This window comes from Streptomyces sp. NL15-2K (assembly GCF_030551255.1).
Classification (GTDB): Bacteria; Actinomycetota; Actinomycetes; order Streptomycetales; family Streptomycetaceae; genus Streptomyces.
In genome coordinates this window covers 10842711-10861018 of the sequence record NZ_CP130630.1, presented here as the reverse complement: position 1 = coordinate 10861018, position 18308 = coordinate 10842711, and the positions used below count along the sequence as shown (strand labels likewise).

14 protein-coding genes are annotated in these 18308 nt (G+C 69.6%); 7 read left to right on the top strand and 7 right to left on the bottom strand.

The annotated features are described in order from the left end of the window. Positions 1-3 precede the first annotated feature (3 nt). Positions 4-1077, bottom strand: coding sequence for an Lrp/AsnC family transcriptional regulator (locus Q4V64_RS47550; protein WP_124444995.1), 1074 nt, complete (start codon positions 1075-1077; stop codon positions 4-6). Positions 1078-1201: 124 nt separating this feature from the next. Between Q4V64_RS47550 and Q4V64_RS47545 the strand changes: the two genes are divergently transcribed. The 4 genes from Q4V64_RS47545 (at position 1202) to Q4V64_RS47530 (ending at position 6431) form a co-directional block, all read left to right on the top strand. After that, positions 1202-2473, top strand: coding sequence for an amidohydrolase family protein (locus tag Q4V64_RS47545; protein ID WP_124444994.1), 1272 nt, complete (start codon positions 1202-1204; stop codon positions 2471-2473). Beyond that, on the top strand, positions 2473-4044 hold the full coding sequence (locus Q4V64_RS47540) for an AbgT family transporter (RefSeq protein ID WP_124444993.1): 1572 nt from the start codon (positions 2473-2475) through the stop codon (positions 4042-4044). The genes Q4V64_RS47545 and Q4V64_RS47540 overlap by 1 nt, the downstream gene beginning before the upstream one ends. A gap of 254 nt (positions 4045-4298) precedes the next feature. Then, the gene (locus Q4V64_RS47535; protein WP_124444992.1) at positions 4299-5909 is read left to right on the top strand and encodes a carbohydrate-binding protein; all 1611 of its coding nucleotides are present in this window, start codon (positions 4299-4301) and stop codon (positions 5907-5909) included. Between the two features lie 201 nt (positions 5910-6110). Further along, complete coding sequence (locus Q4V64_RS47530; protein ID WP_253267455.1) at positions 6111-6431, top strand: ATP-binding cassette domain-containing protein; 321 nt, start codon at positions 6111-6113, stop codon at positions 6429-6431. 63 nt (positions 6432-6494) lie between these two features. On the opposite strand, the gene Q4V64_RS47525 is transcribed toward Q4V64_RS47530, so the two are convergent. The 4 genes from Q4V64_RS47525 to Q4V64_RS47510 all read right to left on the bottom strand — a co-directional run bounded on the left by Q4V64_RS47525 (position 6495) and on the right by Q4V64_RS47510 (position 10865). After that, on the bottom strand, positions 6495-7289 hold the full coding sequence (locus Q4V64_RS47525; protein WP_124444991.1) for a glucose 1-dehydrogenase: 795 nt from the start codon (positions 7287-7289) through the stop codon (positions 6495-6497). A gap of 411 nt (positions 7290-7700) precedes the next feature. Beyond that, positions 7701-8480 (bottom strand): carbohydrate ABC transporter permease, encoded by a 780-nt coding sequence (locus Q4V64_RS47520; RefSeq protein ID WP_124445033.1) that lies wholly within the window; start codon positions 8478-8480, stop codon positions 7701-7703. Positions 8481-8530: 50 nt separating this feature from the next. Next, positions 8531-9421, bottom strand: a complete 891-nt coding sequence (locus Q4V64_RS47515) for a sugar ABC transporter permease (RefSeq protein ID WP_306308386.1) — start codon at positions 9419-9421, stop codon at positions 8531-8533. 166 nt (positions 9422-9587) lie between these two features. Next, positions 9588-10865, bottom strand: a complete 1278-nt coding sequence (locus Q4V64_RS47510; RefSeq protein ID WP_124444988.1) for an extracellular solute-binding protein — start codon at positions 10863-10865, stop codon at positions 9588-9590. Positions 10866-11201: 336 nt separating this feature from the next. Here Q4V64_RS47510 and Q4V64_RS47505 point away from each other — a divergent pair, with 336 nt between their 5' ends. Then, positions 11202-11954: a DeoR/GlpR family DNA-binding transcription regulator gene (locus Q4V64_RS47505; RefSeq protein WP_124444987.1), complete on the top strand. Its 753-nt coding sequence runs from the start codon at positions 11202-11204 to the stop codon at positions 11952-11954. Further along, positions 11951-13330, top strand: a complete 1380-nt coding sequence (locus Q4V64_RS47500) for a 6-phospho-beta-glucosidase (protein WP_124444986.1) — start codon at positions 11951-11953, stop codon at positions 13328-13330. Before Q4V64_RS47505 ends, Q4V64_RS47500 begins: the two co-directional genes overlap by 4 nt. Positions 13331-13354: 24 nt before the next feature. On the opposite strand, the gene Q4V64_RS47495 is transcribed toward Q4V64_RS47500, so the two are convergent. Then, complete coding sequence (locus tag Q4V64_RS47495; protein ID WP_303714667.1) at positions 13355-14704, bottom strand: IS630 family transposase; 1350 nt, start codon at positions 14702-14704, stop codon at positions 13355-13357. A 421-nt stretch (positions 14705-15125) separates the two neighbouring features. On the opposite strand from Q4V64_RS47495, the gene dacB reads away from it, so the two are divergent. Beyond that, positions 15126-16505, top strand: a complete 1380-nt coding sequence (dacB, locus tag Q4V64_RS47490) for a D-alanyl-D-alanine carboxypeptidase/D-alanyl-D-alanine-endopeptidase (RefSeq protein WP_124444586.1) — start codon at positions 15126-15128, stop codon at positions 16503-16505. Positions 16506-16607: 102 nt separating this feature from the next. On the opposite strand, the gene Q4V64_RS47485 is transcribed toward dacB, so the two are convergent. Beyond that, complete coding sequence (locus Q4V64_RS47485) at positions 16608-17666, bottom strand: endonuclease/exonuclease/phosphatase family protein (RefSeq protein WP_348540852.1); 1059 nt, start codon at positions 17664-17666, stop codon at positions 16608-16610. Positions 17667-18308: the final 642 nt, after the last annotated feature.

The following is an 18308-nucleotide window of genomic DNA, read 5'->3' as shown; positions in this document are numbered from 1 at the left end:
CGTCTACAGCCCCGCAGAGGTAGGACGCGGCCCTTGCGGATTGCGCAACGGCACCACACCCACGCAGCGGCCGTCATGGTCCAGCAGGCGCCCCATGTGTTTGACCGTGCGCAGCACCACCGACCGGTCGGCGACGGTCAGGCGCGGCAGCTTCCGTGACAGGTGGGCCTCGAAGGCGTGCACGTCGTGCAGCTCGCGCAGCCAGACGTCGATCACCAGATTGTGCGGCCCGGCGGTGATCGCACAGGAGCGGACCTCGCGCACCCCGGCCAGCGCCCGGCTGGTCTCCTCGACGTACTGGCCCGGTACGGAGGCGAAGTACACGGCGGACAGCGGCCAGCCCGACAGCGGCCGGGCCAGGTCGCAGCGCAGCACCAGCCGGGACGCGAGCAGGGACTGCAGTCGGCGGCGGACGGTGGTCAGGCTCGCGCCGGTGCGCGTCGCGAGCTCGCGCAGCGCCATCCGCCCGTCCGTGCTCAGCAGTTCCAGCAGGCCCGCGTCCAGCTCGTCCCAGCCGGCCTCGGCGGCGGGTGCGGGCAGGCCGGCCGGAGGAAGCGCCGCCTCGAAGCGCGCGCTCTGGGCCTCGTCGAGGCTGCGCAGCCGCCACCGGCTGCCCTCGGTGGGAATGCCGGTCGACACATGCGTGCGCGTCGCCCGTATGCCGGGTGTCCGCTGGAACAGCAGGGTGGTCCGGCGGGCCAGCTCGTCGAGACCGCGGGCCTGCACGTTGACCACCAGGTCCCGCCCGCCCGCCGTGAGCTTGATGTTCGGCACCGCCGGATCCGCGGCGAAGGCGCCCGCCACGTCCTCGGCCGAGCCCGGCTCGGTGTCCACCTCGATGACGCCGGTGACCACGATCCGCGTGTTCGACACCCGCGGATAGGCGGTCACCCACGCCAGGCCCGCCTCCTCGAGCCGGTGCCAACGCCGCGCGGCGGTCACGGGGTTGACGCCGAGCACCTCCCCGACGAGCGTCCACGGGGCCCGGGGGTGGATCTGCAGGGCGTGCACGACGCCCCGGTCGAGTTCGTCGAGCTCCGCCGCGGCCTCCGCGACGGCACGATCCTGCACGCCCATGGGCGGCACTTCTCTGCGTGCGTCGACGGAATCCGGCGAGAAAGCTGCATCGTCACACCAGGTTTTCTTCCGCACCCCACACTCCCTTCGCCTGATGCCGACAACGGAGGAGTGACCGCGTCCCATGACGACCCTTGCCACGACACCCGAGGCCTCCCGAACCGCCCTGCGGGTCCAGGGCGCCCGTCTCATCGACGGCACCGGCGGGTCCCCCGTCGACGACGCCGTCGTCACCATCGATGCCCAGGGCACCCTCACCTACGCCGGTCCCGCCGCGACCGCGCCCCCGGCCGGGCCGGAGCAGGTGATCGACGCCGGTGGCCGCACCGTACTGCCCGGCTTCTTCGACTGCCATGTCCACCTCGCCTACGCGCACGGCTCGCCGCCCGGCCGCCGCGCGGAGCTCGACCCGGTCCTGGTCACCCTCGACACGGCCACCCGGCTCCGGCAGACCCTCGACGCCGGCATCACCACCGCCCGCGACCTGGGCGGCCTGTCGGCGGGCTTCCGTACGGCCGTCGCGTCGGGCCGGATCGTGGGCCCACGCCTGCACACGGCCGTGCGGATCATCAGCCACACCGGCGGCCACGCCGACGTCCGGCTGCCCGACGGAACCGACCTCAGCGCCGGCATGTCCGAGATCGCCGACGACACCGCCGCGGCCCGGCTCGCCGTGCGCCGGGTGCTGCGCGACGGCGCCGACCTGGTGAAGGTCTGCGCCACCGGCGGCATGGGCAGCCCTTACGACGACCCGGACGACGAAGGCCTGTTGGAGGAGGAGATCCGGGCCGTCGTGGACGAGGCCCGCCGGCACGGCGGCAAGCCGGTCGCCGCCCACGCCCAGGGCAACGCCGGCATCCTCAACGCGATCCGCGGCGGCGTGACCAGCATCGAGCACGGCTACGGGCTGGACGAGCGGGCCCTGGACATGGCGGGCGAGCGGGGCGTCTTCGTCGTACCGACGCTGTCCACCGTCTACGCCGGCATCAACAAGGAGACGATGCCGGACTACCACTACCGGAAGAAGGTCCGCTGGTCCGGTACGACCAAGGAGAACATCGCGCGGGCCATCGAGTACGGCGCCCGGATCGCGCTCGGCACGGACGCCGCCGTCGGCCCGCACGGTGTGAACCTGATGGAGCTGAGCTATCTGGTCGACCTGGGCATGGACCCCATGGCCGCCATCGTCGCCGGTACTCGCACCTCCGCCGAACTCCTCGGTGTCGCCGACCGGTTGGGCACCCTGACGGCCGGCCGCACCGGCGACCTGATCCTGTGCGACGGCGATCCGCTGACGGACATCGGCGTCCTCGGCGACCCCGCGAACATCGTCCTCGTCGTCCAGGACGGCGTCGTACGCAAGGACCTGCTGCACCGGACCGGAAGGCGGCCCTGATGTCCTCCCTCACCGAACTGCCCGCCCCGGACAGCAAGTCCCCGGACCCGCGCCGGCCCACCGGCATCGACCGCGTGCTGACGCTCATCGAACGGATGGGCAACGCGCTGCCGAACCCGATCGTCCTGTTCACCGCCCTCTTCCTGGTCCTGGCCGTCGTCTCCACCTCGCTCGCGCTGGCCGACGTGCGGGTCACCGTCCCCGGCACCGACGAGACCAAGGCCGTCACCGGGCTGTTCACCGGCGAGGGAGTGCGCTGGCTGACGGAGAACCTCGTCACCAACTTCGCCACGTTCCCGCCCATCGCCGCCGTGCTCCTCATGATCATGGCGGTGGGGGTGGCGGAGAAGGCCGGGCTCCTGGAGACCGTCATGCGGGCCACCCTGGCCCGCGCGCCCCGTGCGGCGCTGCCGTACCTGGTGGCTCTGATCGCCTGCCAGGCGCACATGATCAGCGACGTCGCCTCCATCGTGCTGCCGCCGCTCGCGGCCGTGGTCTTCAAGAGCGCCGGACGCCACCCCGTGGCGGGGCTGATCGGCGGCTTCGCGTGCGTGGGCGCCGGCTACGCCGCCGGGTTCACCATCGGCTCCCTGGACGCCCTCTACATCGGCATCACCCAGCAGGCCGCCGCGGTCCTGCCGGCCGCCGACGGCCTGGACCTGAACATCCTGGTCAACTACTTCTTCACCGCGTCCAGCAGTGTCGTCCTCGGCCTGCTCGGCGGTTTCCTCATCAGCCGGGTCCTCGAACCGCGCCTGGGCCCGTACGAGCCCGCCGAGGACGAGCCCGAGCAGCAGGACCTCACCCTCACCCCGGTCCAGCGCCGGGGGCTGCTGCTCACCGCCCTGGCAGTCGTCCTCTACTCGGCGGCATTGCTGTCGCTCTGGCTGCCCGCGGGCGCACCGCTGCGCGGCGAGGGCGGCGCCCTGGTGCCCTCTCCCCTGCTCACCGGCATCGTCCCGGTGCTGTTCGGCGCGTTCCTGCTGGCCGGGCTCACCTACGGCTTCACGGTGAAGGCGCTGGCGGGCTCGGAGGGCGTGGTCGGCGCGATGTCCGACTCGGTGAGGAACATGTCCGGCTACATCGTCCTGATGTTCGTCGCCGCCCAGGTCATCGCCCTGTTCAACTGGTCCAACGTGGGCATCCTCCTCGCTGTGAAGGGCGCGGCGGGGCTGGACGCCATCGGCCTGACCGGCTTCTGGGCGCTGGTCGCGTTCGTCCTCCTGGCGGCCTGCCTCAACCTCTTCATCGTCTCCGGGTCGGCCCTGTGGTCGCTGGTGGGCCCCGTGTTCGTACCGGCGTTCATGCTGCTCGGCATGAGCCCGGCTCTCAGCCAGGCCGCCTTCCGCATCGGCGACTCGGCCACCGGCATCATCACGCCGATGAACCCGTACGTCTTCCTGCTGCTGGCGATGGTGCGCCGGTACGAGCCCGAGGCCCGTCTGGGCACGCTCATCGCGCGGCTGTCGATCTTCACGGTGCCGTTCCTCGCGGTGTGGCTCGTGATCCTGGGCGTCTTCTACGGCTTCGACCTGCCGCTCGGCCCGGGCGCCCACATCGGCGCGAAGTGACGGGCGCCAGGACCGTCCTGGCGTTCATGCTCATGAATATAAATCAAGTACACGTCTATTGACGCGTCCACAGCAAGCATCTAGTTTCCGGGAAAGCGCTTTCTCCCTCCGGATGCGATGCCCGGCCGGTTCACCTCGTTCATGCTCTCGAACTGGTCGCATCATCGCGCCCCGGAACCCGCAGAGGAAGGGTCAGCTCGACCCCGTTCCATCGAACGCCTGGTCAGACGAGCCCACCTACCTGGAGACGAACGATGCAACTGAGACCCGTCATCGCGTGCGTCGGCCTGCTGGCCGGCACCCTCGTCGCGCTGTCCGGCACCACGGCACAGGCTGCCACCACCCTCCCCCACTCTCAACTTCGTTCGAGCGGGGGGACCCCCATCGAGGCCGAGAGCTCCCCGGCGGTCTGTACCGGCACCATCGACTCCGACTGGACCGGCTTCTCCGGCAGCGGATTCTGCAACGCCACCAACGCGGTCGGCGCCTACGCCCAGTTCACCGTGAACGCCCCCGCCGCGGGCACGGCGACGCTGAACGTCCGATTCGCCAACGGAACCACCACCGCACGGCCGGCGAGCCTCACCGTGAACGGCTCCTCGGCCACATCGGTGTCCTTCGAGGGCACCGGCGCGTGGGGGACCTGGGCGACGAAGACGCTCACGGTGCCGCTGAGTTCGGGCAGCAACACCATCCGGCTCAGCCCCACCGCCTCGGCCGGCCTGCCCAACATCGACTACCTCGATGTCGAGGTCGGCGGCACCAACCCGGCGCCGACGGGCCCCGCGCTGTACGTGGCGCCGAACGGCACCGACGGCGCGGCCGGAACGGAGTCGGCCCCGACGACGTTAACCTCGGCGATCTCCCGCATCACGCCCGGCGGGACGATCTACATGCGCGGCGGCACCTACCGCTACTCGCAGACGGTCACCATCCCGGCGGGCAACAACGGCACCGCGAGTGACCGCACCGAGCTGACCGCCTACCCGGGTGAGACGCCCGTACTGAACTTCTCGGCCCAGAGCGAGGCCACCTCGAACCGCGGGCTCGCCGTGAACGGGTCGTACTGGCACGTCAAGGGCATCGTCGTCGAGCGTGCCGGGGACAACGGGATCTTCGTCGGCGGCAGCAACAACATCTTCGAGCGCACGGTGACGCGCTACAACCGTGACACCGGCCTCCAGCTCTCGCGGATGCTCTCCAGCACCCCCAAGGACCAGTGGCCGTCCAACAACCTCATCCTGAGCGCCGAGTCGCACGACAACGCCGACTCCGACGGCGAGGACGCCGACGGCTTCGCCGCGAAGCTCACCTCCGGTCCCGGGAACGTCTTCCGCTACGCCGTGGCCCACAACAACATCGACGACGGCTGGGACCTTTACACCAAGAGCGACACGGGAGCCATCGGCGCGGTGACCATCGAGGACTCCCTCGCCTACGACAACGGCACCCTGAGCGACGGCTCCCAGGCCGGCAACGGTGACCGCAACGGCTACAAGCTCGGCGGCGAGGACATCGGGGTCAACCACGTCATCCGGCGCAACATCGCCCACAACAACGGCAAGCACGGGTTCACGTACAACAGGAACCCCGGCACGATGACGGTGTCGGACAACGTCAGCATCGACAACGAGGAGCGCAACTACTCGTTCGACGCGGGCACTTCGGTGTTCCGGAACAACACCTCCTGCCGCAGCGGCAGTGGGACGAACGACAGGATCGTCGGCAACGCCGACAGCTCGAACCAGTTCTGGTCCGGTTCGAACGGCTCCCGGTGCTCCTCCTACGCCGGCGCCCTGAAGTGGTCCTTCGCTTCGGACGGCCGCCTCGTCGTGACGTTCGGCGGCAACCAGGTCACCCCGTAACCGACCCCGGCGACGCGCCCTGGCCGGCTCATCCGGTTCGTCCGGATGGGCCGGCCGGGCCGCCTTGGGGTCGTCGTCCGCCGAGTCACTCGTCGTTGACCCAGCGCATGAGCGAGGGACACCACGCGTTGAACGCCGGCGCAGGCGAGGGCGTCGCGTACTTCCGTCTTGCGGGCGTCCGGGAACACGCCGACCGTCTGCGTGGCGACCCCGGCGTGCGCGACGGCGTCGGACAGCGCGGCGACCGGAGCGACGTCGACGATCTTTCTGCCGCAGTCGCAGGGCGAGAAGCCCACGAAGACCGGGTCGCCGCTGATCAGTCCGCCCCAGCGTCCGGACAGGGAGACATCCAGTCTCGACCGGCCGGTGGGCGACCTGTCGTACGGCGAGCGGCGGCTGCGGGCCATCGCCCGCGCGGTGGCGGCCTCGCCGTCCATCCTGCTGCTCGACGAACCGGCCGCCGGGCTGTCGGACGACGAGACGCGGGAGCCGGCCCACCTGGCGCCGGAGGCGCTGTCCTGAGCGGGACTCAGGGGTCCGTGCACTTTGCCCGCCCGGGTCGGGCGGGCAAAGTGCACGGACCCGTTACGCGTCGCGCAGATCCGCCACGTACGGCTGGTGGGCCGACAGCCCGCCGTCCACGTACAGAGTGTGCCCGGTGACGAAGGCGGCCTCGTCGGAGGCGAGGAAGACGACGGCCGCCGCGACGTCCTCCGGCTGCCCCAGACGCGGCGTGAGGTGGTGGCGCAGCATCGCCTCCCGGATCGCCCCGTGCGCTGAACCGGTGCTCACCGGCGTGACGATGAAGCCCGGTGCGATGGCGTTGCAGCGCACGCCCTGCTTGCCGTACTGGGTGGCGACGTACTGCGTGAGGTTGATGATCGCGGCCTTCGAGGCGCCGTACGCGGGATTGCGCAGGTCGCCCGCGACCCCGGACGTGGACGAGGTGTTGATGACGGAGCCACCGCCGCGGGCGATCATGTGCGCGACAGCGGCCTGGATCGCGACCATGGTCCCGCGCAGGTTGATCCGCATGGTGTCGTCCCAGACCGCCGGGTCGGCCTCCACGACGGCGAGGTCCTGGTGGGCGGCCAGGTGTGTGGCCGCCGCGTTGTTGTGCAGGATGTCGAGGCCGCCGTACGCCTCGACCGCCGCGTCCACCATGGCCCGTACGCTCTCGATGTCACCGAGGTCGACCAGGACCGCTGTCGCGGATCCTCCGGCCTCGCGGATCTCCTCCGTGACCGCCTTGGCGCCGTCGAGGTTCAGATCGGCGACCACCGTGTGAGCGCCTTCGGCGGCCACGCGGCGCGCGGTGGCCGCACCGATGCCGGACGCGGCCCCGGTCACGACGGCGACCTTCTCTTCGAGTCGTCCCATTGCACAACGTCCCTTCTCGGAGGGCGAGTTCGACTGAGCGGCTTCAGTCAGTGGGTTCGTCGCCCACCACCGACACGAAGGACACGCATTCGCCGGGCCCGCCGCCCAGGTTGTGCGTCAGGGCGAGGGAACGCCCCTCGGAGGAGGCGGCGACCAACCCCATCCTGTTCCGGGCGGAAGTGGGGTGCCTCGTCGAAACTGGCCCGCCAGTAAGGCAAGGACCAGGACCCGGTGATCCGGCAGCGGATCGCCTGGTGCTGGTCGAAGGATGGACATCATGGGCCTGCACGGCCAGGTGCCGACGGGACGGCAGCGGGACCATCGACGCCGGCACCTCGCAGATCCAGCGGAACATCCTCGCGGAGAAGGTGCTGGGGCTGCCGCGCGAGCCGAGGCCTGATCACACCGCCGTCATCGCAGGGCCCCCTTTGTGGCATCGGCGATGAACCCGCGGGCGAAGAACGTGAACACCAGCACCAGCGGGATGACAGCGAGCAGCACTCCGGCCATCACCATGCTGTAGTCGGTGGAGTGGCCGGCGTACAGCTGCGCCAGCGCCACCTGGAGGGTCAGCTCGTCCGGGTTGACCAGCATCACCAACGGCAGGATGTAGTCGTTCCAGGCGGCGATGAAGGTGTAGATACCGAGGAACGCCAGGGCCGGGCGGACGCACGGCAGCACCACGTGCCAGTACTGGCGGAAGAACCCGGCGCCCTCGATCCGCGCGGCGTCCAGCAGTTCGTCCGGGACTCCCGTGCTGGTGTACTGGCGCATCCAGAAGATGCCGAAGGCGTTGGCGGCGGCCGGCACGATGAGTGCCTGGAGCGTGCCCAGCCAGCCCAGCTGCACCATGATCTCGTATTGCGGGATGATCGCCAGCTGCGTCGGCAGGATGTACATCGCCAGCAGCAGGCCGAAGAGGAACTTCTTGCCGGGGAACTCGTACTTGGCGAAGGCGAAGGCGGCCAGCGAGTCGAAGAACAGCACCAGCAGCGTCGTACAGACCGCGACGATCACCGTGTTGAGCAGCGATCCGAAGAAGTCCATCTTGTCGAACAGATGCTGGATGTTGATCAGCAGGTTGCCGCCGAACCACAGCTTCGGCGGGTAACTGTAGATGTCCTGCGAGGTGTTGGTCGCCATGACGATGATCCAGTAGAACGGGAACACCGAGATGACGACACAGATCATCAGCACGACATGGACGCTCAGGCCCCTCAGGCGCTGGCGGTTCTGGCTGTTCACGGCCGTCGCTCCTTACGCTGCACCAGGCGCCAGTTGATGGTGACGATGAGCAGGATCAGCAGGAAGAAGGCCCAGACGATCGCGGCGGCGTAGCCGAAGTCGTTGTTGTCGAAGGCCTGGTGGTAGAAGTACAGCAGCGTGGTCAGGCCCGCCTGGCCCGGCCCGCCGGAGTTGGGGTTGGTCGACGCGTCGCTGCCGAACAGCACCTGGGGTTCGGTGAAGCTCTGCAGGCCGGTGACGGTGGAGACGACCACGGTGAAGAGGATGATGGGCCGCAGCAGCGGGATCGTGATGCTGAAGAAGATCCGCACCGGACCGGCCCCGTCCATCCTGGCGGCCTCGTAGAGCTCCGAGGGGATCGCCTGGAGGCCGGCCAGATAGATGATCGCGTTGTAGCCGGTCCACTGCCAGGTCATCAGCGCCGCGATCACCAGCTTGATCGTCCACTCGTTGCTGAGCCACGGCACGGCCGACACGTGCATCGCCTGCAGGATGGCGTTGATGAGCCCGAAGTTGTTGCTGAAGATCGCGCCGAAGAAGATGGCGATGGCCACCAGCGACGTGATGCTGGGGATGAACAGGGCGACCCGGTAGAAGGCCGTGAAGCGCCGGACGGAGTTCACCAGCACCGCCAGCACCAGCGCCATGAAGAGCATCGGCACGGTGGCCAGCACCCAGATGACCAGGGTGTTGCGCAGGGACAGCCAGAAGATCGGGTCGTCCCACAGGAAGCGGAACTGCTGGAGCCCGACGAACTGCATCTCCCCGATGCCGTCCCACTTCTGGAACGCCAGATACACGGTGTAGAGCATCGGGAAGAGCATGAAGACCGAGAAGATCAGGTAGTACGGGGAGACGGCCAGGTACTGCGACCAGTACCGGGCGATCCCCCGTCGCGGCCCGCGCCGGGCCCCGGCCGACACCGGACGGACCCGGCGGCCGTGCCGGCCCGGACCGCGGCGGCGGTCCGGAGCCGGCTGCCCGGAGGGTCCGGTGGCGGGTCCCGAGGGCGGGCCGGTGGGGGCCGGGCCGGCTACCGGGCTTGACGACATGTCACTTCACTCCCTGCCGCTGGGCGATCTGCTTGGCCTGGCTGACCGCGTCCTTCCAGGCGTCCTCCGGGTTCTTGCCCTTGGCCTCGATGGCGGTCAGCTCGTTGTAGTAGGCGGCCGAGACCGCCGCGTCGGCCGGGGCCTCGTAGGCGGCGGGGATCTTCTCGGCGGCCGGGCCGAAGATCTCGATGGTCTTCTGACCGCCGAAGAAGGCGTCGCCGCCGGTCAGCGCGGGCAGCTTGTACGCGGCCGGGGCGGTCGGGAACAGGGCCGCGTCCGTGAAGCCGCGGGCCTGGTTCTCCGGGTTGAGGATCCAGGAGACGACCTCGAAGGCCTTCTCGGGGTTGGCGCAGGTCGAGGGGAGGCACAGGAAGGAGCCGCCCAGGTTGGACGGTCCGCTCGGCAGGCTCGCCACCCGCCACTTGCCCTTGGTGGCCGGTGCCGCGTTCTGGATGTCCAGCGCGTACCAGGCGGCGCCCAGCCCGGTGGCCACGGTGCCGTTGCCCACGGCGGCGTTCCAGGTGTTGTCGTTGATCTTGGCGTCGATGCCGAGGGTGTACGCCTTCACGGCGGTGGTCCAGGCGGCACGGATGTGGTCCTGGTCGCCGATGAACGTGTTGTCCTCGTCGATGAACCGCTTGGTGCCCTGACCGACGGCCATCGAGAACACCGCGCCGATGTTGTTGACCAGGAACGACTTCGGCACGGCCTTGTGCAGTTCGACGCCGGCTTCGAAGAAGGCGTCCCAGGTGGACAGTTCGGCGGAGACCTTGGCCGGGTCGGTGGGCAGCCCCGCCTTGGCGAAGAGGTCCTCGCGGTAGTACACCGCGCAGGGGCCGATGTCGATGGGGAAGCCGATGAGCTTGCCGTCCTGGGTGGTGGCCTGCTTCAGCTTCCACGACAGGTACTCGGGAGCCAGCTTGTCCATGCCGAGCTCGTTCAGGTCCAGGAAGCGGTTCGCGTTGGGCAGGAAGGACGCGATGTCCTCGCCCTTGATGCCGGTGATGTCCGGCGCGGTCTGGGCGGTCTTCATGCCGGTGAGCAGCTTGGTCTTGAAGTCACCGCCGATCACGGACGTCTTGAGGGTGGTGTCGGAGAAGTGCTTCTTGGCGTCGGCGACGACCTTGTCGCTCATGCCGCCGGCCCAGTACCAGAGCTTCAGGGTCTTGCTGTCCTTGCCGCCGCTCGATCCGGAGCCGCCGCCGCACGCGGCGGTCAGCCCGGCCGTTGCGGCCGTGAGCACTGCGGCCTCGAGGAATCGTCTACGGGAAAGGTCCACGGTCTTCTCCTAGTGTTCGGCGTGTCCGGAAGGACCTGTGAGTCGCGAGCCATGGCGGGCGGGGCGGGGACCGAGTGGCTGAAGAGCATCGGCGTGGTGGGAACCCTTCAGCCACCCGGGGTGTTCGACCGGGTCCTCTCAGACGGCGCCGATGCGTCCTGGCGGCGGAATGCGCCGTTCATCCGCTTCGGCCGACCGGAGTGGGGTCCGGACCTGGCTCTGAATTACGCAAGAGAGTGCACCCGGTGCGCGGGTTTGACAAGGGTCAAGCAGCAATCGAGACATTCATGCGCGACTTTGCTTGAGTTTGGCGAGTTGGCGAGTATGGTCAGCGGCATGCTCCCTGACCGAAGACATCAGCTGATCCTGCGTGCCCTGCGCGCGGACGGGCCCACCACGGTGGTCTCCCTGGCCGAGAAGGTCGGGGCGAGTCAGGCCACGATCCGGCGAGATCTCGCGCAGCTGGAGGACGAGGGACTGCTCAAGCGGGTCTACGGCGGTGCCGCCCCCGTTCTCGGCGAGGACGACCCCTTCGCCGACGTGGCCTCGGTCCGGGTCGAGGCCAAGGACGCGCTGGCCGCGTGGTGCGCGGATCTGGTCGGGGACGGTGAGACGGTGCTGCTCGACATCGGCACCACGGCCCACCGGGTGGCCCGCCATCTGCACGGCCGCTCCCTGACCGTGATCACCAGCAACCTGGCCGTCTACGAGGAGCTCCAGGACGACAAGGACGTCCAGTTGATCCTGCTCGGCGGCGTGGTCCGGCGCGACTACCGCTCGCTGGTCGGCTTCCTCACCGAGGACAACCTGCGGCAGATCCACGCCGACCGGCTGTTCCTCGGCACCAGCGGTATCCGCCCCGACGGCCAGGTGCTGGACACCACCGCCGTCGAGGTGCCCGTCAAGCGGGCGATGATCGCCGCCAGCGCCCAGGTGGTGCTGGTGGCGGACGCGGGCAAGTTCCCCGGCACCGGAATGGCCAGGGTCTGCGGGCCCGAGGACCTCGACGTCGTGGTGACCAACGCCCCGGGCGACGAAAAGACGTGCGGGCGGCTGCGCGAGGCGGGAGTTGAGGTGGTCGAGGTATGAGACTCACGATCCTGGGCGGCGGTGGCTTCCGGGTCCCGTTGGTCTACCGGGCGCTGCTGGGCGACCGCGGCGAAGGACGCGTCACCGCGGTGACCCTGTACGACCTGGACGCCTCCCGGCTGACGGCCATCCGCAAGGTCCTCACCGACCAGGCCGCCGGGCACCCCGACCCGCCCGTCGTCACCGTCACCACCGACCTGGACGAGGCGGTCACCGGAGCCGACTTCGTGTTCTCCGCCATCCGCGTCGGCGGGCTCGCCGGGCGCGCGGCGGACGAGCGGATCGCCCTGGAGGAGGGCGTCCTGGGCCAGGAGACCGTCGGCGCGGGCGGCATCTCGTACGGGCTGCGCACCGTCCCGGTGGCGCTGGAGATCGCCCGCCGCGTCGCCGCGCTGGCGCCCGACGCCTGGGTCATCAACTTCACCAATCCCGCCGGCCTGGTCACCGAGGCCATGACCGCCCACCTCGGCGACCGCGTGATCGGGATCTGCGACTCCCCCGTGGGCCTCGGCCGCCGCGTGGCCGGGGCACTCGGCGCCGACCCGGCGCGCACGCGCCTGGACTACGTGGGCCTGAACCACCTGGGCTGGCTGTGCGGCCTGTACGCCGACGGCCGGGACCTGCTGCCGTCCCTGCTGGCGGACGAGGCCGCGCTGACCTCCTTCGAGGAGGGCAAGCTCTTCGGCGCCGACCTGCTGCGCACGCTCGGAGCACTGCCCAACGAATACCTGCACTACTACTACTTCCACCGCGAGTCGGTCGGCTCCGCCCGGGCCGCGGAACAGACCCGGGGCGCCTTCCTGCACTCCCAGCAGCAGCGCTTCTACGACTCCCTGAGCACGGACTCCATGAGCGCGGCCGGTTCCGCCTCTGCCCCGCCCCCACCCCGTGCCGCCTGGAACGCCTGGGACGCCACCCGCCTGGAGCGCGAGATCACTTACATGGCGGAGAACCGCGACGCCGTCGGCATGGGTGAACGCGACTCCTGCGACCTCGAGTCCGGCGGCTACGAGCAGGTGGCCCTCTCCCTCATGCGGGCCATCGCCCTGGACGAGCGCACCGCCCTCATCCTCAACGTCCGCAACCGGGGCCGGATCCCCGTCCTCGACGATGACGCCGTCATCGAGGTCCCCTGCCACGTGGACGCCAACGGCGCCCACGCCATCGCCGGGGCCCCGTTGCCCGACCACGGCAAGGGCCTGGTGTGCTCGGTCAAGGAGGTGGAGCGCGCGGTCATCCGTGCCGCCACCACCGGCGACCGCGCCCACGCGGTCAAGGCGCTGACCATCCACCCGCTGATCGACTCGTACGCCGTGGCGATACGCCTGCTGGACGCCTACCAGCGGCACTTCCCCGAACTCGCCTACCTGGGCTAGTGTCCTGCGCCTGAAATCACGGGCTTAAGTCTGTCGCTGGTTATCGCCGGCTAGAGGAGTGACCTTGGTGAGGTAGTCGGCGAGGGATTTGAGGATCTCGTCGGCGGTCTTGGTCCAGGTGAAGGCCCTGGGGTTCTCGTTCCACGAGTCGATCCACGCCCTGATGTCATCCTCCAACGCCTTCACCGAGGTGTGGACGCCTCGGCGAATGAGCTTGTCGGTCAGCAGGCCGAACCATCGCTCGACCTGGTTGATCCAGGAGGAGCCGGTCGGAGTGAAGTGGACATGGAAGCGGGGGTGCTTGCCGAGCCAGGTCTTGATCTCGGGGGTGTTGTGGGTGGCGTAGTTGTCACACACCAGGTGCACATCGAGCCCGGCGGGAACCCTCTTATCTATCGTGACCAGGAACTTCTTGAACTCAATCGCCCGGTGGCGGCGGTGCAGTGCCGATATGACCGTGCCGTCGGCGATGTTGAAGGCGGCGAACAGGCTGGTGATGCCGTGCCGGTAGTAGTCATGGGTGCGCCGCTCGGGCATGCCCGGCATCATCGGCAGCACCGGCTGCGAGCGGTCCAGCGCCTGGATCTGGCTCTTCTCGTCCACGCACAGCACCACCGCCTTCTCCGGCGGATGGTGGTACAGGCCGACCACGTCGACGACTTTCGCGACGAACTGCGGGTCGGTGGAGAGCTTGAAGGCGTCCCGCAGGTGCGGCTTGAGGTCGAACTTCTTCCAGATCCGTCCGATGGTGGACTTCGACAGCCCGGAGTGCTTCGCCATCGAGGCCCGCGACCAGTGGGTGTCCTGGCCCGGGGTGGACTCCAGCGTCGCCGTGAGCACGTCCTCGACCTGGTCCAGCAGGATCGAGGGTGGCCTGCCGGGACGCGGCTCGTCAATCAGCCCGCCCAGCCGCAGCCGGATGAATCTCGACCGCCAGCGGTTCACCGTTCCCTGCGATACACCGAGTTCGGCGGCGATCTCCTTGTTGAGCCCGCCTTCCGCGCACCGCAGTACGATCTTCGCGCGCAGCGCCAGGAATTGCGCGGTCTTCGCCCGCCGCGCCCAGCGCGTCAGCTCCGCACGCTCCGCCTCGCTGAGTACCAGCTCCGGCTTGCGCCGGCCTGGCCGCGGCTCGTCCACCAGGCCCGCCATCCGCCGGGCCACGAACCGCGAGCGCCACTTGCGCACCGTCTCCGTGGATACCCCGAAGTCCGCTGCTGCACGGGTATTTGACGCTCCCTCCGCACAGGCCAGAATGATCCGGGCCCGCTCCCCCACACGGGCCGACACCGCACCACCCGCCCAACGCGCCAGCTCCGTCCGCTCCTCGGCAGACAGCACGACTTCGACAGCACGAGGACCCCGAGACGCCATGGAAACAGCCTACACACTTAGCCTCACTATTTCTGGCGCAGGACACTAGGGCCTGTCCGGCGGATCAGGTCGCAGGAAATCGGCGGCGCCCCGTCAACGCCGGTGAGCGGGGTGCGTCCAGCTGCCGGCGGAGGAGGCTGTGACATCGGCCGCTGCCGCGGAGCGGCTAGTGCCGCGGCAGTCGGCGCCGGCTCACATGCGGGGCTGGTGGCGCCGTTGCAGCGGAAGAACGGCTGGGCTCTGGCGGAGGAGACCGGGCACGCGGGTGCCGACTTCCGGACGGCAGAAACGGATCCATTCGTGGGCCATGGGGTTCATGTGACCACTTGTGCGGCACTGATCATTTCGCGCCACAGGGCCAAACCCTTCTCCCCTACGTCGGCTTGTCCTTCCGCCGCCGCACATCACGGAAAGTCCCCCCATGAATCACAGAACCGAAGTCGTGCCCCCGCCCGCCTTCACGCCGAACGGTCGCCACGGGCACCGCAAGCGGAAACAGTTCGGCGCGGGCGCCCGCCGCGCCCTGGTCCTGGCCATGGCCGTGCCCGTCGCGTCGGTGGCGCTCGTCGGCCCCTCGGCCTTCGCCGCCGACGGGAACACCACCGCGACGAACCCCGGCACGGCCGGGGACACGAACGAAGGCCTCGACTCCGCCGACCAAGCTGTCGCCGCGAACCTCGACACCCGCGTCCTCGACGAGCGCCTGGGCGGCAACGTCAGCGGCGTGGTGCTGGACGCCGAGTCGGACGGCACCGTCTGGGACCACAACAGCGCCACCGCGCTGACGCCGGCATCCAACACCAAGCTTGCCACCGCGACCGCCGCCCTGACCGTGCTCGGCCCGAACCACCGGTTCAAGACGAACGTCGTCTACGGCGACGGCACCCTCACCCTCGTCGGCGGCGGCGACCGAACCCTGACCAGCGCCGATCTCGGCGCAATGGCCAAGGACGCGGTGGCCGGGCTGAAGGCCGCGGGCCTCACCGGCGTGAAGGTCGCCGTGGACGACAGCCTCTTCCCCGAACCGACCCTGGCCCCCGGCTGGAACGACGGCTACTACCCCGACACCGTCGCTCCGGTCCGCGCCCTCGCCGTTGACGGACACGGCGTCAACGACACCTCGATCGACGCCGGACAGGTCCTCGCCAAGCAACTCGCCGCCGACGGCATCACCGTGGACGGCGAGGTCACACGCCGGACGGCAGACATCACCGACGTACCGGTGGCCCGCCACAAGTCCGCCAAGCTGTCGGACATCGTCCACCACATGATCAAGGTCAGCGACAACAACATCGCCGAGACCCTGCTGCGGATGACCGCGCTGCGCGCCGGGCGGCCCGCCACGTTCGAGAGCGGCACGGCGGTCGTACGCGATGTGCTGAGCCGGCGGTACGGAGTGTCGCTGGAGAACTTCGAGATGTACGACGGGAGCGGCCTCTCCCGTGCCAACCGCATCCCGGCCCGGACCCTGGCGGAGATCCTCGACCTGCTGACTGAGGAGCGCTATGAGCACCGGCTGAGCTCGATCCGTGACGGCCTCCCGGTCGCGGGCGAGGCCGGCAGCACTCTCGGCCCGGAGTGGGGCCGCTTCGACGACGCGAACTCGCGGTGCGCCCTCGGCAAGGTGCACGCGAAGACCGGCACCCTCACCGGCGCCATCGCACTGAGCGGCCTGACCCAGGGCAAGGACGGCCGGTGGAAGGTCTTCTCCTTCGTGGAGAACGGCTCCACGGCCGACGGCAGCGCCGTCAAGGACGCGATGGACGGCCTCGCCGCGACCGTGAACGGCTGCTGGGCCTGACGCGAACGTGCGCCCCGGGTGCGGATGCCCGGGACGCGGCTTGATCTGCGACAGCAGATCCTGCGAGAGGCGCGGGACTGATCCGGAGGCTTTACGCCATGTTCACCAGCTGATTCCGGCCGCCACCGGCAGGTGGTCGCTGCCGGTGGCCGGCAGCGACCACGAGCTTTCCGGCTTCACGCCGCGAACCAGGATCTGGTCGATCCGCACCACCGGGAACTTTGCCGGCCAGGTGAAGCCGAAGCCATCCCCGGCCGTGTCCTGGGCCGAGCGCAGCTGCGAGGTGATGTCGGCGAACGCGCGGTCGTCCATGGTGCCGTTCAGGTCGCCGAGCAGCACCACCCGCTCATTGCGCTCGGCGGCGATGGCCTTGCCGAGCGCCTGCGCGCTGGTGTCCCGCGAGTCTGTCCAAAAGCCCGCCCTGGCATTCACCCGTGCGGACCCCAGGTGGGCCACATACACCGCCAGCGGACCCTGATCCGTGGCCGCCGTGGTGCGCAGCGCCCGGTTCGAGTCCATCGTGTCCGCCAGCGGCCCGAAGTCCAGCTTGATGTCGACCGGCTGGGTGTCCGACAGCGGCAGCTTGCTCCACAGCCCGACCGTGCCCCGCACCGTGTGGTACGGGTACGCCTTCGCCAGACCCTCCTCGTACAGCGGCTTCGCCTGCGGGGTGATCTCCTCCAGGGCCAGCACGTCCGCGCCGGAGGCGGCCAGGTCGCGGGCGGTGCCGACCGGGTCGGGGTTGCCGGCACCGACGTTGTGGCTGGCCACGGTGAGGTCGCCGCCCGGGTGGGACTTGTCGCCGAGCAGCCCGCCGAAGAGGTTCAGCCACACCAGGACCGGCAGCAGCAGCGCGACCACCGCGGAGGCGGAGCGGCGCCACACCGCCCTGGCCAGCAGCACCGGGATGAACAGGCCGAGCCACGGCAGGACGGTCTCCGCCAGGCTGCCGAGGTTCCCGATCCGGTTCGGGATCTTCGCGTGCAGCAGCATGAACAGGCCCAGCAGCACCGCCAGCGCCGCGAGCACCAGGCCGCGCTTCCACGGCCCCGGCCGGAAGCCGATGCGGAGCACCCGCCGGATGCCCGGGCGCCAGGTACCGGAGCCGGTGTCCCGGCGGAGGCTGGCCTGCCCGGTTTCCGCCGTGTCCACCTGCGCCATCGGCAGTCCTCGCTCACTGTCGGTGCTGCCCGTACGAAGAGTGCTGGTCACTGCTGCATCCTCGGGTCATGGATGGGGTATATCGGCATACATTCTGACAAAAGTAATTTCGTTCTCCCTGTATGCGACCAGGAGTTCGCCCCGATGGCCCATCGAGATGGGCTCTGACCCACTTGCTGTGGTCCGGTCGCAGAGGGTGACGATGCTCAGTCCGCGGTGGCTTCGGCCCGGTGTGATCGGCACGGGTGAGCCAGCTGCGGAGGTCGCTGCCGCGGCGCTACGTCATCCTCTGGGCGAAGGCGCGCACGCAGTCGGTGACTGCTGCCAATTCCGGGCAGCGGGCCAGGAGTTGCTTGCGCTTGAGCGCGTTGCTCTCGCCGACCCGGATCTGTTGCAGGCGACGGCGGACGGTCCGCTTACTGTCGCAGTGGCCGAGCTCGACGATCTCCGCATGAAGCCGTGCCGCATCCGTGCGGCCCCTCGTTCCAACGCCGGTACAGATAAAGCGAGTAGGCGTGGATTTGGCCGTAGCGGCGGGGAGCCGGTTCCGCGGGAGGCATCGTCGGGGGTGGCGGCGTGTGCGTAGCGTCGCACGGTCTTGCGGTCGAGCCCGAGGGTCTTGGCAATCAGCTCGATCTGCAC